The organism is Hymenobacter tenuis, assembly GCF_054780495.1.
In genome coordinates this window covers 911,618-929,634 of the sequence record NZ_BAAGWF010000004.1, presented here as the reverse complement: position 1 = coordinate 929,634, position 18,017 = coordinate 911,618, and the positions used below count along the sequence as shown (strand labels likewise).

The following is an 18,017-nucleotide window of genomic DNA, read 5'->3' as shown; positions in this document are numbered from 1 at the left end:
TACGGTTCTTTACCCGTTAGCCGCCCTCCGGCTTTTCTTTTCACTGCGCCTCCCTCCTGCCCTATGTCTGCCGAATTCCAGCTTCAGGCCAACGTTATCAACCTGTTTCAGAACACTATAACACCGGCCACCCTGCACGTAGCCAATGGCCGTATCCGCCAAATTGAACCAACCGGCGCTACCGCCCCCGACCCGGCGCTGCCTTACGCGCTGCCCGGCTTCGTGGATGCCCATGTGCACGTGGAGAGTTCCTTGCTTGTGCCCTCAGAGTTTGCCCGCCTGGCCGTGGTGCACGGCACCCTAGCTACCGTTTCCGACCCGCACGAAATTGGCAACGTGCTGGGTGTGGCCGGCGTGAAGTATATGCTCCAGAACGGGCAACAGGTGCCGTTCAAATTTTGCTTTGGTGCTCCCTCGTGCGTGCCCGCTACCCCCTTTGAAACAGCCGGGGCCGAAATAACAGCCCACGATATTGAGCTGCTGTTTCAGGAGCATCCGGAAATTGGCTACCTCGCCGAAATGATGAACTGGCCGGGCGTGCTGCACCGCGACGAGCTGGTGATGGAAAAAATCCGGCTGGCTCAGCAGTACGGCCGCCCCGTGGACGGGCACGCCCCCGGCCTGCGCGCCGATGATGCCCGCCAGTACGCGGCCGCCGGCATCAGCACCGACCATGAGTGCTTTACAGCCGAAGAAGCCCTCGACAAGCTGGCAGTAGGCATGAAAATCCTGATTCGGGAAGGCTCGGCGGCCCGCAACTTCGAGGCCCTGATTGATTTGCTGCCAGAGCACTATGAGCACCTGATGTTCTGCTCCGACGACAAGCACCCCGATACGCTGGTGTTGGGCCACATCAATCAACTCGTGCAGCGCGCCGTAGCCCGCGGCCAAGATGTGCTGAAGGTACTGCGCGTAGCCTGCCGCAACCCTGTGGAGCACTACAAATTACCCGTAGGCCTGCTGCGCGAAGGCGACGCCGCCGACTTTATCGTGGTAGACGACCTAGTAGATTTCGCCGTCCGCCAAACCTACCTGAACGGGGAGTTAGTAGCCGAAAATGGCCAAACGCGCATTCCGGCCGTAGCCGTTACCGTTGTCAATAACTTTGATACCAACCCGGTGCAGGCCCAGGATTTTCAGTTGCCCGCGCCCCAGCAAGCTGCTACCGTTCGGGTGATTGAGTGCTTTGACGGCCAGCTTATCACGGCCCGGCACGATGTACCAGCCCTTGTAGAAAATGGGTTGGTAGTACCAAATTTGGCTGAGGATGTGCTGAAGCTTACGGTGGTGAACCGCTACCACAGCGCCCCGCCAGCAGTAGCCTTTATCAAAGGCTTTGGCCTGAAGCGCGGCGCGCTGGCCAGCAGCGTAGGCCATGACTCGCACAACATCACGGCCGTCGGCTGCGACGACGCTAGCCTTGCCCGGGCCGTAAACCTAGTTATTGAAGCCCGTGGCGGCCTGGCGGTGGTGTCGCCTGAAGGTGAGGAACTGGTGCTGCCACTGCCCGTAGCGGGCCTCATGTCGGACCAGGATGGGTACCACGTGGCCGAAGCATATGCCGCTGTTGATGCCTTGGCCAAGCAACTGGGCTCGCCGCTGCAGGCCCCCTTCATGACGCTCTCGTTTATGGCGCTTCTTGTAATTCCTAGCCTCAAGCTCAGCGACAAAGGCTTGTTTGATGGGGAGGCATTCCGGTTTGTGGAGGCCGTTGTGTAATCTGTTCTTCGCCTGAAAGCAAAACGCCCCGTGCTCGGCAGCACGGGGCGTTTTTATGAAAGGGTTACTAGGTTCAAAAACCTATTCAACCGATACAAAGCGCTTTTGCAGCAGCTTCTGCATTTTCTCTTCGGTAAGCGGTTTGGCTAGGTATTCAACACCTTCATACTGCGCTACACGGGCCGTATCGGCGGCGTGCATCGAGGTAGTCAGGACGGCCATTACCGTTTTTTCGCGTACCGATTCGGGCAAGGAGCTGAACAGCTTCAGGAACTCGAAACCATCCATACCGGGCATTTTCAAGTCCACGAACACGAGGTCCGGAACTTCTTCCTTCGCCGGCTCGCCATTGGGGCCGCCCCAGAACTGCTGGTAAGCCTGCTCCGCTTTAGAAAAGGTTTGTACCTGCTCGGCCACGTCGAGGCGGCTGAGCAGACGATTATTCAGGAAGCTAGTGGTTTCGTTGTCGTCCACCAGCACCACGTTGCGCAACTTCTTTGACATGGTATCGATATTCTTTAAGTGAAAAGAGTAGAGGAGAAAACCTGGGCCTAGAGCCAGCCCTGCTCCCGCATCCACTCATCGTTATAGATTTTTCCGAGGTAGCGAGTGCCGTGGTCGGGTAGGATAATGACCATGGTATCCTCTTCCTTCAGATGCTCCTTGGCATATTCCAGAGCGCCGTACACAGCCGATCCGCACGACCAACCCACGAACAAGCCCTCTTCTTTGGCCAACCGGCGCGTCATCAAAGCCGCATCCTTGTCAGTTACTTTGATGAACAGGTCAATCAAATCAAAGTTAACATTCTTGGGCAGAATATCTTCCCCGATGCCTTCCGTTTTGTAAGCATAGATTTCGTTTTCATCGAAAATACCGGTCTCCTTGTACTTTTTAAACACGGAGCCATAGGTGTCCAAACCAACGGTTACCAGGTTGGGGTTCTGCTCTTTGAGGTATTTGGCCGTGCCGCAAATGGTGCCGCCCGTGCCTACGCCCGCCGCGTAATGCGTGATTTTGCCTTCCGTCTGGGCCCACAGCTCGGGGCCGGTGGTTTCGTAGTGCGCCTGAGAGTTGGAAGGGTTATCGTACTGGTTGGGGTAGATGGAGTTCGGAATTTCGGCATTGAGCTTGCGGGCCACCGAGTAGTAGCTGCGCGGATCATCGGGCGCTACATTAGTAGGGCACACAATTACCTCCGCTCCCACTGCCCTCAGAATATCCTGCTTTTCCTTGCTTTGCTTGTCGCTCATCGTGAAGATGCACTTGTAGCCCTTCGCAATGGCGGCCAGCGCCAGGCCCATGCCGGTGTTGCCGGAAGTGCCCTCAATGATAGTTCCACCTGGCTTCAGCAGGCCCGCTTTCTCAGCATCCTCCACCATTTTCAGGGCCATACGGTCCTTCACGGAGTTGCCGGGGTTAAAATATTCCACTTTGGCCAGCACAGTGCCTTTAATGCCATCCGTGACTTTGTTGAGCTTTACGAGCGGCGTATTGCCGATAGCCTCAACGATGTTATTCAAATACATGGGTGAGAGGTAGGTGGTATTGGAGAGAGGCCACAAAGGTACGAATTTCAGGTCGGCGGCTTGGTGTATACCGGTGCCTAGTTGCACAGCCGAGCTTCGGGCTGCCCCAATAGGCATTCTGGAAGCTATTGAGGGCAGCACACAGCGGACTGTCTTATGTGAAACGGCAGCCGCGGCATCTTTCCCGGCCCGGCACTTCGCCCGACACCCAAAAAAGCCTACTTTTGCGCACCGTCGACGGTAGTCGACGAGCAGTACCCCACCCCAAACCCGCATCTTCCTCTAACCCCACTTCTATGAGTGTTCTGGTAAACAAGGATTCCAAAGTGATTGTGCAGGGCTTCACCGGCTCCGAAGGCTCATTCCACGCTCAACAGATGATTGAGTACGGCACCAACGTGGTGGGTGGCGTAACGCCCGGCAAAGGCGGCACGCAGCACCTCGACCGTCCCGTGTTCAACACCGTAGCGGAAGCCGTAGAGCAGGCCGGCGCCGATACCAGCATCATCTTTGTGCCGCCGGCATTTGCTGCCGACGCCATTATGGAAGCCGCCGACGCTGGCATCAAAGTCATTGTAACTATCACCGAAGGCATCCCGACCAAGGACATGATTGCGGTGAAGGAGTATCTGAAAGGCCGCGAAGGTCTGCGCATGATTGGGCCTAACTGCCCCGGCGTAATGACTGCCGGTGAGTGCAAAGTGGGCATTATGCCCGGCTTTATCTTCACCAAAGGCCGTGTAGGCATCGTTTCGAAGTCGGGTACCCTGACCTACGAAGCTGTTGATCAGCTAACCAAAGCAGGCTTGGGCCAAACCACGGCTATCGGCATTGGCGGCGACCCCATTATTGGTACTACCACCAAAGAAGCCGTAGAGCTACTCATGAACGACCCCGAGACCGAGGGTATCGTGATGATTGGTGAAATTGGCGGTGGCATGGAAGCCGAAGCTGCTCGCTGGATTAAAGAAACCGGCAACAAAAAGCCCGTAGTAGGCTTCATTGCTGGCCAAACCGCACCTCCCGGCCGCCGCATGGGCCACGCTGGTGCCATTGTAGGTGGCGCCGACGACACGGCGGCTGCTAAAATGGCCATCATGCGCGAGTGTGGTATCCACGTAGTAGACTCGCCTGCTGAAATCGGCGACACGATGCTGCGCGTACTAGGCAACAAGTAAGCTCAAACCAGCAGAACCATACAAAAAAGCCCCGGCGCAAGTCGGGGCTTTTTTGTGGCGTGCCTAATCTTATTTCTTCGCAACAGCTGGCTGTAGCAAATGAGGCCGCAACACTACCCCAAAGCTAATTAAGGAGCTGACTGGCGCCACCTGCTGGCGGTCGGGGTTTCCGGAGGCAGCACGGCCGGGCAGTGAAACACCAAGCGTGGCCATTGCCTGGAGTGGCCCTCCTCCGACCCGTACAAAACCCGTCGGCTCCAGAAAAAATCTGTTTGCGGGCTCAATAGCCGTATCGTCGCGCAGCAGCTTGATATAATTCACTAGCGTACTCCGGACAGAAAGCCCGTAGCTAACCTTTGGCAGCTGCCGGGCTGCATAGAGTTGCCCGTAGTAGCGCAGATACGTGGCCTGGTATTGTACCTGCGGACCAGGAATTGGAATGATGAGCGCAAAGCGCTCAATATCTTGGTCATACACCTTAGCTTTCGCAACCCCAACGCCGCCCAATGCCGCGAGATACACGGATTGGTCTCGGCCGAGCAGCCTGTATGTTCCCAGCCCTAGCCCGACCTGCCGATGCGTACTGCGGTAGGTAGCCGTACTGTTGTTGCTGGTTACGCTGGTCTCTCTTGTCTGGGCAGCCCCTTCTCCGGCCACCAGCAGGCGCCGGGCCGGCGACCAGGCAGCGCCAGCTTCAAAGCTGGAAAGACTGCGAACAGCGGCCGTAATTTCCACTTCCCCTTTCTCTCGGAGCAGAGGCGTACTAGGCACGGTGGGCACGTAAACCGCACAGCCGGAAAGGCAAGCCCCACAAAGCACCAGATACTGTTTCATATAGTTGTTTAATACCTGTTAATAAGGTTTTGGGCGCCTGTGGCACCTAGTAAATTGCCTTAGATTTAGATATAGTGAGTTAGTTGCGCACCCGCACGGCAGCGCGTTTGAGCGGAGGCTGCCACACAAGACCCAAGCTGCAGAAGACGGCCGGCCGCCCAACCGTGAAATACTGATCAGACTTCATCTGCAAGCCGTCGTTGCTATCAGAAATATTACTCAGCGAAACACCTCCCACCGACTGCACAAACCACTGGGAGGAACCGTACAGGCTTCTGCGCTGCTGAACGGCCAGCTCATGCCGCATGGTTTGCAGACCAGGAACTGGTTCTCCATCAGCCAAAAGATTAGTAAACTGCACCGAGGCCAGGCGGTAGGTAACCCCTAGGGTGTTAAGGAGCCCGAAGTGCGCAATACCGAGCTGCCCATAGAGCTTGCGGTAGTCTCCCTTAAACTCGTCATCACAGCCCCACCAGCAGCTTTTTACGTGCGAGGTGGCGGACCCAACGCCAGTAGTTGCGGTCAGTAGCCACGCTTCCCCTAGGTTCCAGTAGCCGCCCAACCCCACCTCGCCTTGCCGGGTACGGACATAGCCGTCCTGTTCATTTGCCCACTTAAACCCAACAGTGCCGGCTCCGGTAACCAGCACGTGCTCCAGCGGCGAATACGCTGCGGTGGCCTCCATACGACCGGTAAGCTGGATATTTGCGGCTATTTCCAGCTGCCCCTTTTCTTCGAGAAGCGGCATAGTTGGCTGCATGGGCAAATACACACAGCAACCCGCTAGGGCAAGCGTAGTAAGGCAGGATAACAGTAGTTTCATGCAGCGGCCGGGAAAGGAGTGCTTCAAGTAGCTTTCTTTCCTGCCGGCCCCCAAACCAACATAGTTCTTATACTGACTTTACAGCGCCTGGTTCTGCCACTCTGCTACTACGCTATATCCGGTTACTAGGCGCCTGAAGTGCTTAAACCCCGGCCCGGAATCAGACTTTTCATCGAGCATGAAGCGCTATTTGTCTCCGCTCTGCCCGCCTAGGTTCACTACTAGCCCAAACTGAAATACGGAGTTGGCTGCTTTCAGAAACTTGCGCTGCCGCAGGCCAAAATTACTGCCGCTGATTACCTGAAAATCGACGGGCCCGACCAGCGTAACGCGGGTGTAAGTAATGGGCTCTAGAAAAACGTTGTCCTCGGGCGTGCTGCCCAGCCCATCAATGCGGAAGTTATCCAGTTGCATGTAGCTGGCTCGCAAGGCCGTGCCATAGCTTACGGGCCAGTCGCGGCCTAGTACGTGAAAGCTTTTGCGGTCTTTGGAGGTGTAGTTTACCTGCACGAAGTACTTGGTCAGGTTGCCTTCCAGGGTGCGGGTAATGCCCTCGTCGGGGGTGCGCTCCACGCGCTTGGTTTTGCCCAAGCCGTAGCCGCCATAGATTTCCAACACCCTCCGGTCGGCCAGGCGGGTGTAGTAGCCCAGGCCCACCTCGCCAAAATCGTGGTTTTCGGCCCGCCGCTTTTTATTGGTGCTCAATGAGGAGGCCGAACCCATTACGCCCAAGTGGTCGGAAATAGCATAAGCGCCCTGCAGCGCCGTATTCTGGCTGAAATTGGTGTGCAGGCTCGCGCTGAACTCGCCTTTCTGGGTGAGCAGAGGTACTTGGGGCGGCGGCGGAAAATACAACGACGTGCAGCTGGCCAGCAACGGCAACAACACGACTAGGCAACAACGGAAAAAGAGCGGCATCGGCAGCAGAATGGTGGCTGGTTGGGCAGAACGCAGGAAGTTGACTTTCGTTGTGTAAGCTGGGCAAAACCTGTTGGTAAAAGCGCCACATCAGTAGTTTAGAGCCAAGCTTCGTATAGGCACTACGGCCGGGCTTCGGCCGCTTCTTCGGCACTGTACCTGTATGGCTTCTACTACCCGCTTCGACGCGCTCATTATCGGCTCCGGCCAAGCTGGCTCACCTTTGGCAACGGCCTTGGCTGATGCCGGAAAAAAGGTAGCAATAATTGAGAAATACCTGCTAGGTGGCTCTTGCATCAATTACGGCTGCTCGCCCGTGAAAGCCATGCTGGCCTCTGCTGAACGAATGCAACAAATCAGCAGTGCCGCCGACTACGGCGTGCGGGCCAGTCAGCCCAAAGCAGATTTGCGGGCCATTGTAGCGCGCAAAAACGCCATTATTGAAGCCAAGCGCGAAGGCGTGCGCAAAAACCTGACGCAGGAGCACCCGGGCATTACCGTCCTGCACGGCCACGCCACCTTTACTGGCCCACGCACCCTTCGCGTAGCCTTGGCCAGCGGCGAGCAGCAGGAACTTACCGCGCCGCTTGTTTTTATTAATACGGGCACCAGAGCCGCCGTGCCGCCCATTGAAGGGTTAGTGGAGAGCGGCTTTCTTACTAACCTGGAAATGCTGGATGTAAAGGAGCTCCCCGAACATCTGATCATTCTGGGCGGTGGCTATATTGGCCTAGAGTTCAGCCAGATGTTTCGCCGCTTTGGGTCCCGCGTAACGGTTATTGATGCCTCTCATAACCTGCTGGAGCGCGAAGATGATGACGTATGTGAGGCCATGCGCGGGCAGCTAGAAGCTGATGGAATCGAATTTGTGCTGGAGGCCGAAGTACGGCTGGTCTCCCGTAACCCCGATGGCCTGTATACACTTACAGCCTCCACCCCCACCGGCGAACGGCGAATCCATGGCTCTCACTTGCTGGTAGCCGTGGGCCGGGAAGCCAACACCGATGACCTGGGGCTAAAAGCGGCTGGCATCCAAACCGATGAGAAGGGCTATATCCTGGTGAACGAGCGGCTGCAAACCAACGTGCGCGGCGTGTATGCCCTAGGCGATGTGCACCCGGGTCCTCAGTTCACCCACCTTAGCTACGACGACTACCGCGTAGTCCGCGACAACCTCCTGCACCGCAAGCGCCGCTCGGCCAAAGCCCGACCTCTACCCTATGTGGTATTTACTCAGCCCCAGCTCGGCCGCATTGGTCTTTCTGAGAAACAGGCTCAGGAGCAAAAGCTTGACTATCGCGTAGCCACTATGCCCGTGAAGTACGTTGGTCGCTCGCAAGAAACCGGGCACACCACAGGCTTCATGAAAGTGCTGGTTGATGGCCGCAGCCACATCATCGGAGCTACCGTCTTCTGCGAGCAAGGAGGAGAAATCATGTCGATGATACAGCTGGCCATGGCGGGAGGCCTCACCTGCGACGATTTGCAGAACACCGTATTTGCCCACCCGACCTGGGCTGAAGCGCTTAATAACTTGTTTGCGAAGCTGGAAAAGGCGTAGTACTGGGCCTACTCTTTAAATAGGTGAGGATAAATGACTAGCCCCAAAGAGGTGTACAACCGTCCTTCTTTTGTATCCCGAATGCGGATGTCACTAGAACCATTCTTTCTTTCATCCGGCGAAAACGACACGCTAGTGGCCAGTTGCAGCTGCAACCAACGTGCGCTATTTCTGCCGCTAAAGCGCATAAACAGCAGTGGCTCTACGCGAGTCATGCGCCGTAATGGTATAGATAGGCCTTTATCGGTAAGCGAAGTAAAACGCACCTGCGACAACCGAAACGCACCGCCGTAGGTTACTCTATCCGCGTCGTTGGCGATGTATGCGTCGGCAAACAGCTTACAATAGCGTGCCGCGTAATCATAGGTTACTGAGGGAGTTAGAAACAGCGACTCAAATCCGTCGCGGGTGAACCGCCGGTTGCTCCGGCCAACGCCGTACCCCACCATGCCGCCTACTAACCATTGCTCTTTCAGGTACCAATACGTGCCTGCCCCAAACTCCATCTGACGGTTTCGGAAATAGGTGGAGTCGCCGCCACCCGCACGCAACCCCCCTGCCGCCCGTAGTACCACATGCTTGATCGGGGAATAGCTCGCTGAGGCCTCCAAACGACCATTCCCATATACGCTACCAACTACCTCTGCCTCTCCCTTTTGGCGTACTATAGGAGCGGCGGGCTGCAAAGGTGCATACACCGAGCAACTCCCCATTGACCAAGCCAACAGAACCAATAAGCTGCGTTGAAAGCGTATATTTTTTGGCATAGCAATAGGGTATAGCTTTCACTTATTTCTGGGCCTAGTGAGTAGAGTATAGCGGCTGAGTAAACGTTGCACACTCCACAAAAAAAGCCCGCCGCAACAGATGTTGCGGCGGGCTCTGTACGTCGGTTACTAGGTGCTTACTTGGCGTAAGCCACCGCCCGCATCTCCCGGATAACCGTGATTTTGATCTGGCCGGGGTACTGCATTTCTTTCTCGATTTTCTGCGAAATTTCGTAGCTCAGCTCGGCGGCGCGTTCGTCAGTTACGTTTTCGGCGTCTACCATTACGCGCAGCTCGCGGCCGGCCTGAATGGCAAAGCACTGATTCACGCCTTTAAAACCGTTGGCCGTTTCTTCTAGCTGCTTCAAGCGCTTGATGTAGCTTTCCATCATCTCGCGGCGGGCACCGGGGCGCGAGCCGGAAATAGCGTCGCAAGCCTGCACCAGCGGCGAAATCATGGCCGTCATTTCCATTTCGTCGTGGTGAGCGCCAATGGCGTTCACTACGTCGGGATGCTCCTTGTACTTCTTGGCCATTTCCATGCCCAAGATGGCGTGGGGCAGTTCGGGCTCCTCGGTGCTTACTTTTCCAATGTCGTGCAACAGACCAGCACGCTTGGCGTGCTTCACGTTCAGGCCTAGCTCTGCGGCCATGGTGGCGCAAAGGTTGGCTACTTCACGGGAGTGCTGGAGCAAGTTCTGGCCGTAGCTAGAGCGGAAACGCATCCGGCCTACCATCTTAATCAGCTCGGGGTGCAAGCCGTGAATACCTAGGTCGATGATAGTTTTCTCCCCGATTTCCACGATTTCCTCGTCGATGTTCTTGCGGGTTTTAGCCACAATCTCCTCGATGCGAGCCGGGTGAATCCGGCCATCCTTCACCAGCAAGTGCAGGCTTAGGCGAGCTACCTCCCGACGAACCGGGTCGAAGCCCGAAATAATGATGGCTTCCGGGGTATCATCCACAATGATTTCCACACCCGTAGCGGCTTCCAGTGCCCGAATGTTACGACCCTCACGGCCGATAATCTTGCCTTTCACATCGTCCGATTCGATGTTGAACACCGACACGCAGTTCTCAATGGCATGTTCGGCAGCAGTGCGCTGAATAGTTTCCAGCACCACTTTCTTGGCGTCTTTGGTAGCCGTGAGCTTGGCCTGGGCTACCACATCTTTGATGTAAGAAGAGGCCTGAATCTGGGCTTCGTTTTTCAGCGACTCCACCAGTTGCTCACGGGCTTCAGCGGCTGTGAGGCCCGAAATGCTTTCCAGCTGCGAGGTTACTAGCTGCAGCTTCTCGCTTAACTCCTGGCGGCCTTCTTCCAGCTCGGTTTCTACTTCCTGCTCGCGCTGTTCCAGTTTAGCCAATTGGTTTTCGAGGGTAGTGCGGCGCTTTTCCTCTTGAGCTTCCAGTTTCTCGCGCTGCTGCTGCGCCTGGGTTTCAATCCGCTCGCGAGTAGCTTCCAGGTCTTTCTCTTTGCGCTGAATTTGCTCCAGCTGCTTTTGAGTAGTGAGGGTGAGCTGCTTGATGCTTTGCTCCTGCTCCACTACCGTGGCGCGGCGCTCGGTGAGTTCTTGCTCCAGGGCTTGCTTCTGGCGGCGGCTTTCCTGCTCAAACTCCTGCTTAAGGGTGCGGAATTTATCTTTCGACTGCTGAATCCGCTCGTCGCGGGTACGGGTCGCCTGGGCTTCCGCCTCGGCCAGAATCTGCTGGGCCCGGGCTTTCGCGTCGGCTTCATGATCCTGCCGGGCCTTACCGGCCAGCAGGCGTCCGAGCACTACGCCAACCACAAGGGCTAGCACAGCAGCAAGAACAATATAGAGAGGTTCGGACATGAGCTATAAGGGGGGGTTAAAGGAAGGAAGAAACCCACAGCTCCGTAGAAACACCAATGCCCGCGCAGTAAGCGGGGCCGATTACCCCACCCTGCTCGGGCTTACGCTTCGCGCTGCTGCTAGCCGCGTAACTAGCTAGACCAGCACCACTCCCGACAGCAGCTCATCCAGGCGCGCGAGGCGCTCGGTGAGGGCCGCGTCGGTCCCGTCCTTTTCCTTGCTGACCTTCAGGCGGTCAGCCATTGTTGATAACGCAATCATGGCCAGCAAGTCCTGCTTGTCCTGAATGCCATACTGTTCACGAAATTCCTTCAGCCGCTCGTTTAGCAACCGGCCTGCCATGCGCAGGCGCTCCTCATCCTGGGGGCTTACCCGCATAGGGTAGTCCCGGTCAGCAACGCGGATTTTGATGGACAGATCGGACATCAGTAGCCAGTAGGTGGTGGGGTTAGGTGGTGGTTACTCCCTCAAATAGGCAAGACACTTATCTATTTCTCGGATGTATTCGTTGAGGCGAAGTTTCAGCTCGTTGACATTGGCCGGTTCTCCGGCTATGGTATTGACAAGTTTAGTGATATTCTCCTGATTCTGGAAATCCTTCAACTGGCGCTCCCGGTCGCGTACATCGGCCCGCAGCTGCTGAATGGTCGTCTGCGCATCGGCAAGCTCCTCACGCAACTGCTGATAGGCAGCCACTAAGGTGGTCACCTGTCGTTCCATGCGGTCGAGTTGCGCAAGCTGCTGAGTAGATGCCATAGGCAGAGAGAATATTTTTGGTGAAGGTAGCAAACCTCCACCGCACAAACACACTCCTCACGCCTAGCTGTTCCCGAACGGAAAAGCCAGACGCGGGGAGATTCAGGTATCAAGCGGGCCGTTTACTTTCCGGCTTTGCGCTTCACTTTCACCTTGCGGCCCGTGGTGTCTTCTACTTTGAGCTTGCCTGCCGGCAGCTCAGCCGGAGCAGCCACGCTAGGTGCCGCCGCTGCTCCTGTAGAGACGATGTTATTGGCGAAGCTGGTTTCTACTACTTCATACCCTAGCTGTTGCAGCTCCGGCAAGTATTTCCGGTCGCCGACAACCACAATGTACATCTTGTCGACGGGCAGGTTTTTCTGGGCGGCAGCTTGCACGTCAGCGGCCGTGAGCTGGCGTAGTATGGCCGACTGCTGATCAATAAAATCAGGCTTGAGGTTATACTCCAGCATGCGGCTCAGGAACTGGGCTTTTTGCTGTCCGGTTTCATACTTAAGCGCTTCGCTCTGCCCCACTGAGGCTTGCAGAAACTGTAGCTCATCGGCCGAAATGCCTTCGCGGTAGTTGGTGAGCTCCTTCATCATCTCGCGCACGGAGGCCGCAGTAGCATCGGCGCGCACGCCAGCTTGGGCCGTGAAAGGCGCGGCATAGCGGGTGCTGGTGAAGTCGGTGAAGGCGCCATAAGTGTAGCCTTTGTCTTCGCGCAGGTTCAGGTTGATGCGCGAGTTGAAGGCGCCGCCAAGCAGGTAGTTGGCCAGCGTAGCGCGGTAATAGTCGCCGGTAGCATCGTAAGGCAAAGCCGTCAGGTAGCCAATCCGGATTTCTGACTGGGGTGCGTTTTCCTTGGCTACAAAGTAGAGTTTGGTTTTGTCGGGTTGCGGGGCGGAGGGCGCCGCTACCAGCGCGGGCACCTCGTGGCGCTGCCACGCCTGCAGGAAGCCCAGCTTAGGTAGTACTTGTTGCTCGGTTACGTCTCCTACCAACGTCAGGAAGCTGACATTCGGTGCGAAGCTTTGCTGGTAGAATTGCTTTACGTCATCGAGCGTGATGCTGGCAATGCTGGCTGGCGTGCCGGCCACGGCTACCCCGGTTACGTTACCGGGCCCGTACGCCAAGCCATTAAACACGAGGTCGGCGGTTACGCGGGCTTGGCTCTGGAAGTCGTTCACCATAGCTAACTGCTGCTTTTTCAGGCGCTCGAAGTCGGCGGAGTCAAAGCGGGGGTGCAGGAGGCGCTCCTCTACTAGGGCCAGCGTGGGGTCCAAGTTCTTCGTCAGGCTTTGCACATACACCTTGATGTCGTCGTCGCCGGCGGAGATGTACATGCTGCTACCCAACGCTTTCAGCTTTGCCTCTAGCTCTTCGGTGGTGTACTTCTGCGAGCCTTCACTCACCATTTTGGCCGTCATTTCGACTAAGCCCACTTTATCGGGGCGGCTTTGCAGCAGGCGCTGGCCACCCTGAATAGTGAGCAGCATCGTGACGGTAGGCACTTCGTCGTTGCGGGTTCCGATGACGCGCAGGCCGTTGGGCATTTCCTTTTGCCAGTACGCGGGCACTTTCAGCACGGGGTTGGCACCGGCCTTAGGCTGCTTGCTGCGGTCGAAACTATCCTTGGCTTTGATGTATTTGAGGCCGGCGTATTCATCGGCTGGGGCTTTGTAGCTGGCTTTATCTACCGTGAAGTTATTGGCGTGGGCTACCAGCTCGGGTTTGCCTTTGGGCACTACGCTTAGTATCACGGCGGGCTTGCCGCGCAGGTATTTATCGTAAGCGGCCTGCACCGTGGCGGGCGTGAGGGCGCGCAGGCGCTGCAGTTGCTGTGGCAGCAGGTTGGCGTTGCCGCCTAGGGTCTGATACTGCGCCAACCGGCTGGCTTTGTAGCCTACGCTGCTGAGGCTGTTGATCAGGTTGACTTCGGCCTGAGCTTTGTAGCGCTCCAGATCAGCGGGGGCAATGCCTTTACGTTCAAACTCAGCTAGGGTACGGCGCACCCGGGCTTCGGCGCTATCCAGCCGCTGGCCTTCAAACGCCATGACGCCAATAACAAATTCGCCGGCCAGCTCTGAGTTGCTCTGGTAGCTATACGCGTCCGGCGACAACTGATTTTTGACTAGGTTTTTATACAGCAAGCTGTTCTTGTCGCCGCCCAGCAGGTCGGCTACGGCATCCAGGGCGGCCTCATCCTGATGATAGACCGGAATGGTCGGCATTGACAGCATCAGCATGGGCTGGGTGATGTTGTCCTCGTAGCTTACGTACCGATTCTGACCTAGTACCGGAGCCGGCAGCTTCATGTTGCGCACAGCCGGACCGCGGTTTATCGTCCCAAAATATTTTTCGGCCAGCCGCACGGCTTGCGCTGGCTGTACGTCGCCGGCAATGGTAAGGGTAGCATTGTTGGGGCCGTACCAGCGCAGGAAGAAGTTCTTCAGGTCGTCTACATTGGAGCGGTCCAGGTCTTCGAGTGAGCCAATCACCGACCAGGAATACGGATGCCCATACGGAAACATGGTCCTTGCCACTATCTCGTAGGCGCGGCCGTAGGGCCGGTTGTCCACGTTCTGGCCTCGCTCGTTTTTCACGGTGGAGCGCTGCACCTCGAATTTTTGCTGGGTTACGGCATCAAGCAGAAAGCCCATGCGGTCGGCTTCCAGCCACAGCGCGGTTTCCAGCTGGTTACTAGGTACGGTTTCAAAGTAATTCGTGCGGTCTTGGTTGGTGGTGCCGTTCAGGTTGCCGCCCGCGGCCGTTACCAGCTTAAAGTGCTGTTCGTCGCCCACGTTATCGGAGCCCTGGAACATCATGTGCTCAAAGAAGTGGGCAAAGCCCGACTTACCCACCTGCTCGCGGGCTGAACCTACGTGGTAGGTTACATCTACGTGCACCAAGGGGTCCGAATGATCTTCGTGGACCAGGAGTGTGAGACCGTTGGGCAGCACATATTTCTCGTAAGGAATAACCAGCTCCGAGCCTTTGCGGGTTACTTTTTCCACCAGCTTGGTGCCGGAAGCGGTTGCCGCAGTGGCCGTTTTGGCGGCCGTAGCCTTGGCCGGTTTTTGCTGCGCTATAGCCGGCGCGGCCGTCAGCACTAGGCCCAACAAGCCCAGGAAGTATCGTGAATACATAAACACTAACGAATTAGACCAAAAAAATACCCGCCATCTGCTAGCAGATGACGGGTAAATAAACTGGTTTCTATTGACTTAATATTAACCTAGTAAAATAGATCTTTCAGACATTGACAATAAGCTGGCTAATTGCGCTTTAGATGTCATTCCTACTGCAACAATTGCTCGCCAGTTAGGATCATTTAAAATATTGGCCTCATCGTAATCATCACCATTAGGTGCTCTGTGCTCCTTAAGTGCCTCATGCCACTGTTTGATGCACTTGTATTCGACTCCAGAAATCCATTTATCTTTTAGAAAACCTTCATAATCTTTTCCTCCAAGGACGTCGTCGAAGTAACAGCACATAAATTCGACATACCCCCAGTGAGGATTGACATTATGCTCATCCAACCACATCGTTACTTGCAAATCGAGGTTGGTCAGTTCAGCAATTGAACTCAACCACCAAGACCGCCATATCTCTTTGTTCATTTTATAAACATAGAGAATACTAGCAGCAGCTACCGCCGAATGACCGCCCCGGCGTGCTGCTCGAACTGCTGAATCAGGCGCTGCATCACGCCGTCAATGGCCTGGTCGGTTAGGGTTTGGGTAGGGTCCTGGAGCAGGAAGCTTACCGAGTACGACTTTTTGTCGGAACCCAGGTTTTCGCCTTCGTACACATCAAACACATTCACCTGCTGCAGCAGCTTCTTTTCGGTGCGACGGGCAATCTGCTGGAGTTGGTCGAAGGTGACGGTTTTATTGACCACCAGGCTCAGGTCGCGGCGCACTTCCGGAAACTTGGGCAGCTCGCGGGCTACCAAGCTGTTCTTGTACTTGCGCATCAGCCAATCCCAGTCCAGCTCGGCGTACCACACAGGCTGCGACACGTCCATCTTCTTCAGCACTACCCCCGACACGGCACCCAACTGCGCTACCGGCTGGTTTTGGGCGAGCAACGTGAGGCCACCGGCCAGATAAGGGTGCTGTACCGGCTGCGAGGTAGGCGCCGGGAACCCAAGCGAAGCCAGTACTTGCTGCACGGCACCCGCCAACTGGTGGTACGTGGCTTTGTCCGACTTCTGCTGCCAGGTTTCGGCGGAAGTGTTGCCGGTCAGGTAAATCACAAGCTTGTTGTGCTCCTCATACTGGCCGTTGCCGAGTTGGCGGTAGGTCTTGCCGAACTCATACAGCTTCAGGTCGCGCTGGCGGCGGTTTACGTTATGGCGCACCACTTCTAGGCCGCTGTGCAGCAGCGTGGGCCGCAACACGTTCAGCTCGGCGCTATTGAAGTTGAGCAGGCGCACCAGCGCTTCGTTCGTTTCGCCCTCCTTCTCAAAGTACAGAGAATTGGTGATGGAGTTGGTAATGATTTCCGAGAAGCCCTGGCCGCTGAGCAGACGCGCCGTGTTCTGGCGGATTACTTCGGGGTCGGGGTTTGGAAATTTGGCGAGGTAGCTGGCCGAGTTATGCGGACGCAAGGCCACGTGGTTGTAGCCATAAATGCGCAGAATCTCTTCGATGATATCGGCCTCGCGGGTAACATCTACCTTATGCGGCGGCACCGACAAAATCCACTCGGCGTGGCCAGCATCATCCGTCAGCTCTTCCGAAATGAGAATATCGAGGTCGGTGAGGATCTGACGAATCCGCTCGGGCGCAATGAACTGGCCTACTAGCTTCTCTACGCGCGGCAACCGCAGGCGCACTGGCGTGTGGCTGATGTGGGTTGGATACTCATCTACCACGGGTGCTGCCACCGTAGCACCGGCCACTTCTTGCAGCAACAGGGCGGCGCGCTTCAGGGCAATAGGCACCATGTGCGGATCAGTGCCGCGCTCAAAGCGGAACGACGCATCGGTCTTGAGCTGGTGCGTCTGGCCGGTTTTGCGCACTGCGGCGGGGCTGAAGTAGGCGCTTTCCAGAAACACGCGCGTCGTTGCGTCCGATACACCCGAGGTCTTGCCGCCGAATACGCCGGCTAGTGCCATGGGGGCTCCGTTGGCATCGGCAATTACCAGGTCTTCGGAGCGCAGGGTACGCTCTAGGCCATCGAGAGTGATAAACCGCTCGCCCGCTTCAGCGCGCTTTACCCGGATGTGGTTACCCGTAATCTGGTCGGCATCGAAGGCGTGCAGGGGCTGACCCAGCTCGTGCAGCACGAAGTTGGTGATATCGACTACGTTGTTAATCGGCGACAGACCGATGCTACGCAGGCGGCGCTGCAGCCACTCCGGCGACGGGCCTACCTGCACATTTTCCAGCAGCAGGCCCGCGTAGCGCGGTGCAGCCGTAGCATCTTCCAGCGTAACCCGGATGTTCTGGGCCGCCTCGGTAGGAGCATGGAACTTGCTGATATCGGGTAGGTGGCAGGGCTGGCGCAACAGGGCGCGCAGCTCGCGAGCCACGCCGTAATGCGAAGCGGCATCGGCGCGGTTTGGCGTCAGGCCAATTTCGAATACGGAGTCAGAACCCAGGCCGAAGTAGTCGGCGGCGGGCGTGCCGTTGGGCAGGTCGGTGTCCAGCTCCATAATGCCGGCGTGCGAAGTGCCTAAGCCAATTTCATCCTCGGCGCAAATCATGCCCTCAGAGGCCTCACCGCGAATTTTGGACTTCTTGATTTTGAACGGCTCACCCTGCGCGGGGTACAGCATGGCGCCTTCCAGCGCCACCACCACTTTCAGGCCGGCGCGCACGTTGGCCGCGCCGCACACAATCTGGCGGGGCGTTTCATCGCCTACGTCCACAGTAGTTAAGCTGAGCTTATCGGCGTCGGGATGCTTTTCGCAGGTGAGCACCGTGCCCAGTACGAGGCCGCGCAAGCCACCCGGTACACTTTCCAGCTCCTCAATGCCTTCTACCTCCAGCCCGGAGCCGGTGAGCAGCTGCCCGATTTCCTCGGCGGGTTTGTCGGTAGGAATAAGCGTGCGGAGCCAGTCGAGGGATATTTTCATGAGTCAGATGCCAGTTATCGGTTGCCG

The 18,017-nt window shown here is 56.7% G+C and carries 14 protein-coding genes and 1 pseudogene; 3 read left to right on the top strand and 12 right to left on the bottom strand.

Annotated elements, in window-relative coordinates; genetic code table 11:
• The first annotated feature begins 63 nt into the window (after nt 1–63).
• On the top strand, nt 64–1,719 hold the full coding sequence (ade, locus tag ACYVGU_RS17590; protein ID WP_460623113.1) for an adenine deaminase: 1,656 nt from the start codon (nt 64–66) through the stop codon (nt 1,717–1,719).
• 81 nt (nt 1,720–1,800) lie between these two features.
• Here ade and ACYVGU_RS17585 read toward each other — a convergent pair whose 3' ends face one another.
• Both ACYVGU_RS17585 and ACYVGU_RS17580 read right to left on the bottom strand, forming a co-directional pair.
• Complete coding sequence (locus ACYVGU_RS17585) at nt 1,801–2,223, bottom strand: response regulator (protein WP_460613925.1); 423 nt, start codon at nt 2,221–2,223, stop codon at nt 1,801–1,803.
• A gap of 50 nt (nt 2,224–2,273) precedes the next feature.
• Nucleotides 2,274–3,248: pseudogene (locus ACYVGU_RS17580) on the bottom strand (PLP-dependent cysteine synthase family protein); the annotation flags it as partial.
• Between the two features lie 296 nt (nt 3,249–3,544).
• Between ACYVGU_RS17580 and sucD the strand changes: the two are divergent.
• The gene (gene sucD, locus ACYVGU_RS17575; protein ID WP_460613924.1) at nt 3,545–4,426 is read left to right on the top strand and encodes a succinate--CoA ligase subunit alpha; all 882 of its coding nucleotides are present in this window, start codon (nt 3,545–3,547) and stop codon (nt 4,424–4,426) included.
• A 69-nt stretch (nt 4,427–4,495) separates the two neighbouring features.
• Here the strand turns inward: sucD and ACYVGU_RS17570 are convergent, their stop codons facing one another.
• From ACYVGU_RS17570 to ACYVGU_RS17560, 3 genes are all read right to left on the bottom strand, one after another.
• Nucleotides 4,496–5,260: a hypothetical protein gene (locus ACYVGU_RS17570; protein WP_460623112.1), complete on the bottom strand. Its 765-nt coding sequence runs from the start codon at nt 5,258–5,260 to the stop codon at nt 4,496–4,498.
• 79 nt (nt 5,261–5,339) lie between these two features.
• Nucleotides 5,340–6,008, bottom strand: a complete 669-nt coding sequence (locus tag ACYVGU_RS17565; RefSeq protein ID WP_460623111.1) for a hypothetical protein — start codon at nt 6,006–6,008, stop codon at nt 5,340–5,342.
• Nucleotides 6,009–6,269: 261 nt separating this feature from the next.
• Nucleotides 6,270–7,001: an outer membrane beta-barrel protein gene (locus ACYVGU_RS17560; RefSeq protein WP_460623110.1), complete on the bottom strand. Its 732-nt coding sequence runs from the start codon at nt 6,999–7,001 to the stop codon at nt 6,270–6,272.
• A 163-nt stretch (nt 7,002–7,164) separates the two neighbouring features.
• On the opposite strand from ACYVGU_RS17560, the gene ACYVGU_RS17555 reads away from it, so the two are divergent.
• Nucleotides 7,165–8,562 (top strand): mercuric reductase, encoded by a 1,398-nt coding sequence (locus ACYVGU_RS17555; RefSeq protein WP_460623108.1) that lies wholly within the window; start codon nt 7,165–7,167, stop codon nt 8,560–8,562.
• 8 nt (nt 8,563–8,570) lie between these two features.
• Here the strand turns inward: ACYVGU_RS17555 and ACYVGU_RS17550 are convergent, their stop codons facing one another.
• The 7 genes from ACYVGU_RS17550 to pheT all read right to left on the bottom strand — a co-directional run bounded on the left by ACYVGU_RS17550 (nt 8,571) and on the right by pheT (nt 17,990).
• Complete coding sequence (locus ACYVGU_RS17550) at nt 8,571–9,137, bottom strand: hypothetical protein (RefSeq protein WP_460623107.1); 567 nt, start codon at nt 9,135–9,137, stop codon at nt 8,571–8,573.
• Nucleotides 9,138–9,466: 329 nt separating this feature from the next.
• Entirely contained in the window at nt 9,467–11,164 is a 1,698-nt protein-coding gene (gene rny, locus ACYVGU_RS17545) for a ribonuclease Y (RefSeq protein ID WP_460613918.1), read from the bottom strand.
• A gap of 135 nt (nt 11,165–11,299) precedes the next feature.
• Nucleotides 11,300–11,590, bottom strand: a complete 291-nt coding sequence (locus ACYVGU_RS17540) for a cell division protein ZapA (RefSeq protein ID WP_135529332.1) — start codon at nt 11,588–11,590, stop codon at nt 11,300–11,302.
• Between the two features lie 33 nt (nt 11,591–11,623).
• Nucleotides 11,624–11,920: a hypothetical protein gene (locus tag ACYVGU_RS17535; RefSeq protein WP_460613917.1), complete on the bottom strand. Its 297-nt coding sequence runs from the start codon at nt 11,918–11,920 to the stop codon at nt 11,624–11,626.
• Between the two features lie 122 nt (nt 11,921–12,042).
• Nucleotides 12,043–15,048 carry a M16 family metallopeptidase gene (locus ACYVGU_RS17530; protein WP_460623106.1) on the bottom strand — a complete coding sequence of 1,002 codons (3,006 nt, stop codon included), beginning with the start codon at nt 15,046–15,048 and terminating at the stop codon, nt 12,043–12,045.
• An 84-nt stretch (nt 15,049–15,132) separates the two neighbouring features.
• The gene (locus ACYVGU_RS17525) at nt 15,133–15,525 is read right to left on the bottom strand and encodes a hypothetical protein (protein WP_460623105.1); all 393 of its coding nucleotides are present in this window, start codon (nt 15,523–15,525) and stop codon (nt 15,133–15,135) included.
• A 29-nt stretch (nt 15,526–15,554) separates the two neighbouring features.
• A complete protein-coding gene (pheT, locus tag ACYVGU_RS17520) occupies nt 15,555–17,990 on the bottom strand; it encodes a phenylalanine--tRNA ligase subunit beta (RefSeq protein WP_460623104.1) in 2,436 nt (811 codons plus the stop codon).
• Nucleotides 17,991–18,017: the final 27 nt, after the last annotated feature.

Excerpts from the sequence above, each read along its gene's own strand:
- ade (WP_460623113.1), top strand. The coding sequence starts at position 64 with ATGTCTGCCGAATTCCAGCTTCAGGCCAACGTTATCAACCTGTTTCAG.
- ACYVGU_RS17585 (WP_460613925.1), bottom strand. The coding sequence starts at position 2,223 with ATGTCAAAGAAGTTGCGCAACGTGGTGCTGGTGGACGACAACGAAACC.
- sucD (WP_460613924.1), top strand. The coding sequence starts at position 3,545 with ATGAGTGTTCTGGTAAACAAGGATTCCAAAGTGATTGTGCAGGGCTTC.
- ACYVGU_RS17570 (WP_460623112.1), bottom strand. The coding sequence starts at position 5,260 with ATGAAACAGTATCTGGTGCTTTGTGGGGCTTGCCTTTCCGGCTGTGCG.
- ACYVGU_RS17565 (WP_460623111.1), bottom strand. The coding sequence starts at position 6,008 with ATGCCGCTTCTCGAAGAAAAGGGGCAGCTGGAAATAGCCGCAAATATC.
- ACYVGU_RS17560 (WP_460623110.1), bottom strand. The coding sequence starts at position 7,001 with ATGCCGCTCTTTTTCCGTTGTTGCCTAGTCGTGTTGTTGCCGTTGCTG.
- ACYVGU_RS17555 (WP_460623108.1), top strand. The coding sequence starts at position 7,165 with ATGGCTTCTACTACCCGCTTCGACGCGCTCATTATCGGCTCCGGCCAA.
- rny (WP_460613918.1), bottom strand. The coding sequence starts at position 11,164 with ATGTCCGAACCTCTCTATATTGTTCTTGCTGCTGTGCTAGCCCTTGTG.
- ACYVGU_RS17540 (WP_135529332.1), bottom strand. The coding sequence starts at position 11,590 with ATGTCCGATCTGTCCATCAAAATCCGCGTTGCTGACCGGGACTACCCT.
- ACYVGU_RS17535 (WP_460613917.1), bottom strand. The coding sequence starts at position 11,920 with ATGGCATCTACTCAGCAGCTTGCGCAACTCGACCGCATGGAACGACAG.
- ACYVGU_RS17530 (WP_460623106.1), bottom strand. The coding sequence starts at position 15,048 with ATGTATTCACGATACTTCCTGGGCTTGTTGGGCCTAGTGCTGACGGCC.
- ACYVGU_RS17525 (WP_460623105.1), bottom strand. The coding sequence starts at position 15,525 with ATGAACAAAGAGATATGGCGGTCTTGGTGGTTGAGTTCAATTGCTGAA.
- pheT (WP_460623104.1), bottom strand. The coding sequence starts at position 17,990 with ATGAAAATATCCCTCGACTGGCTCCGCACGCTTATTCCTACCGACAAA.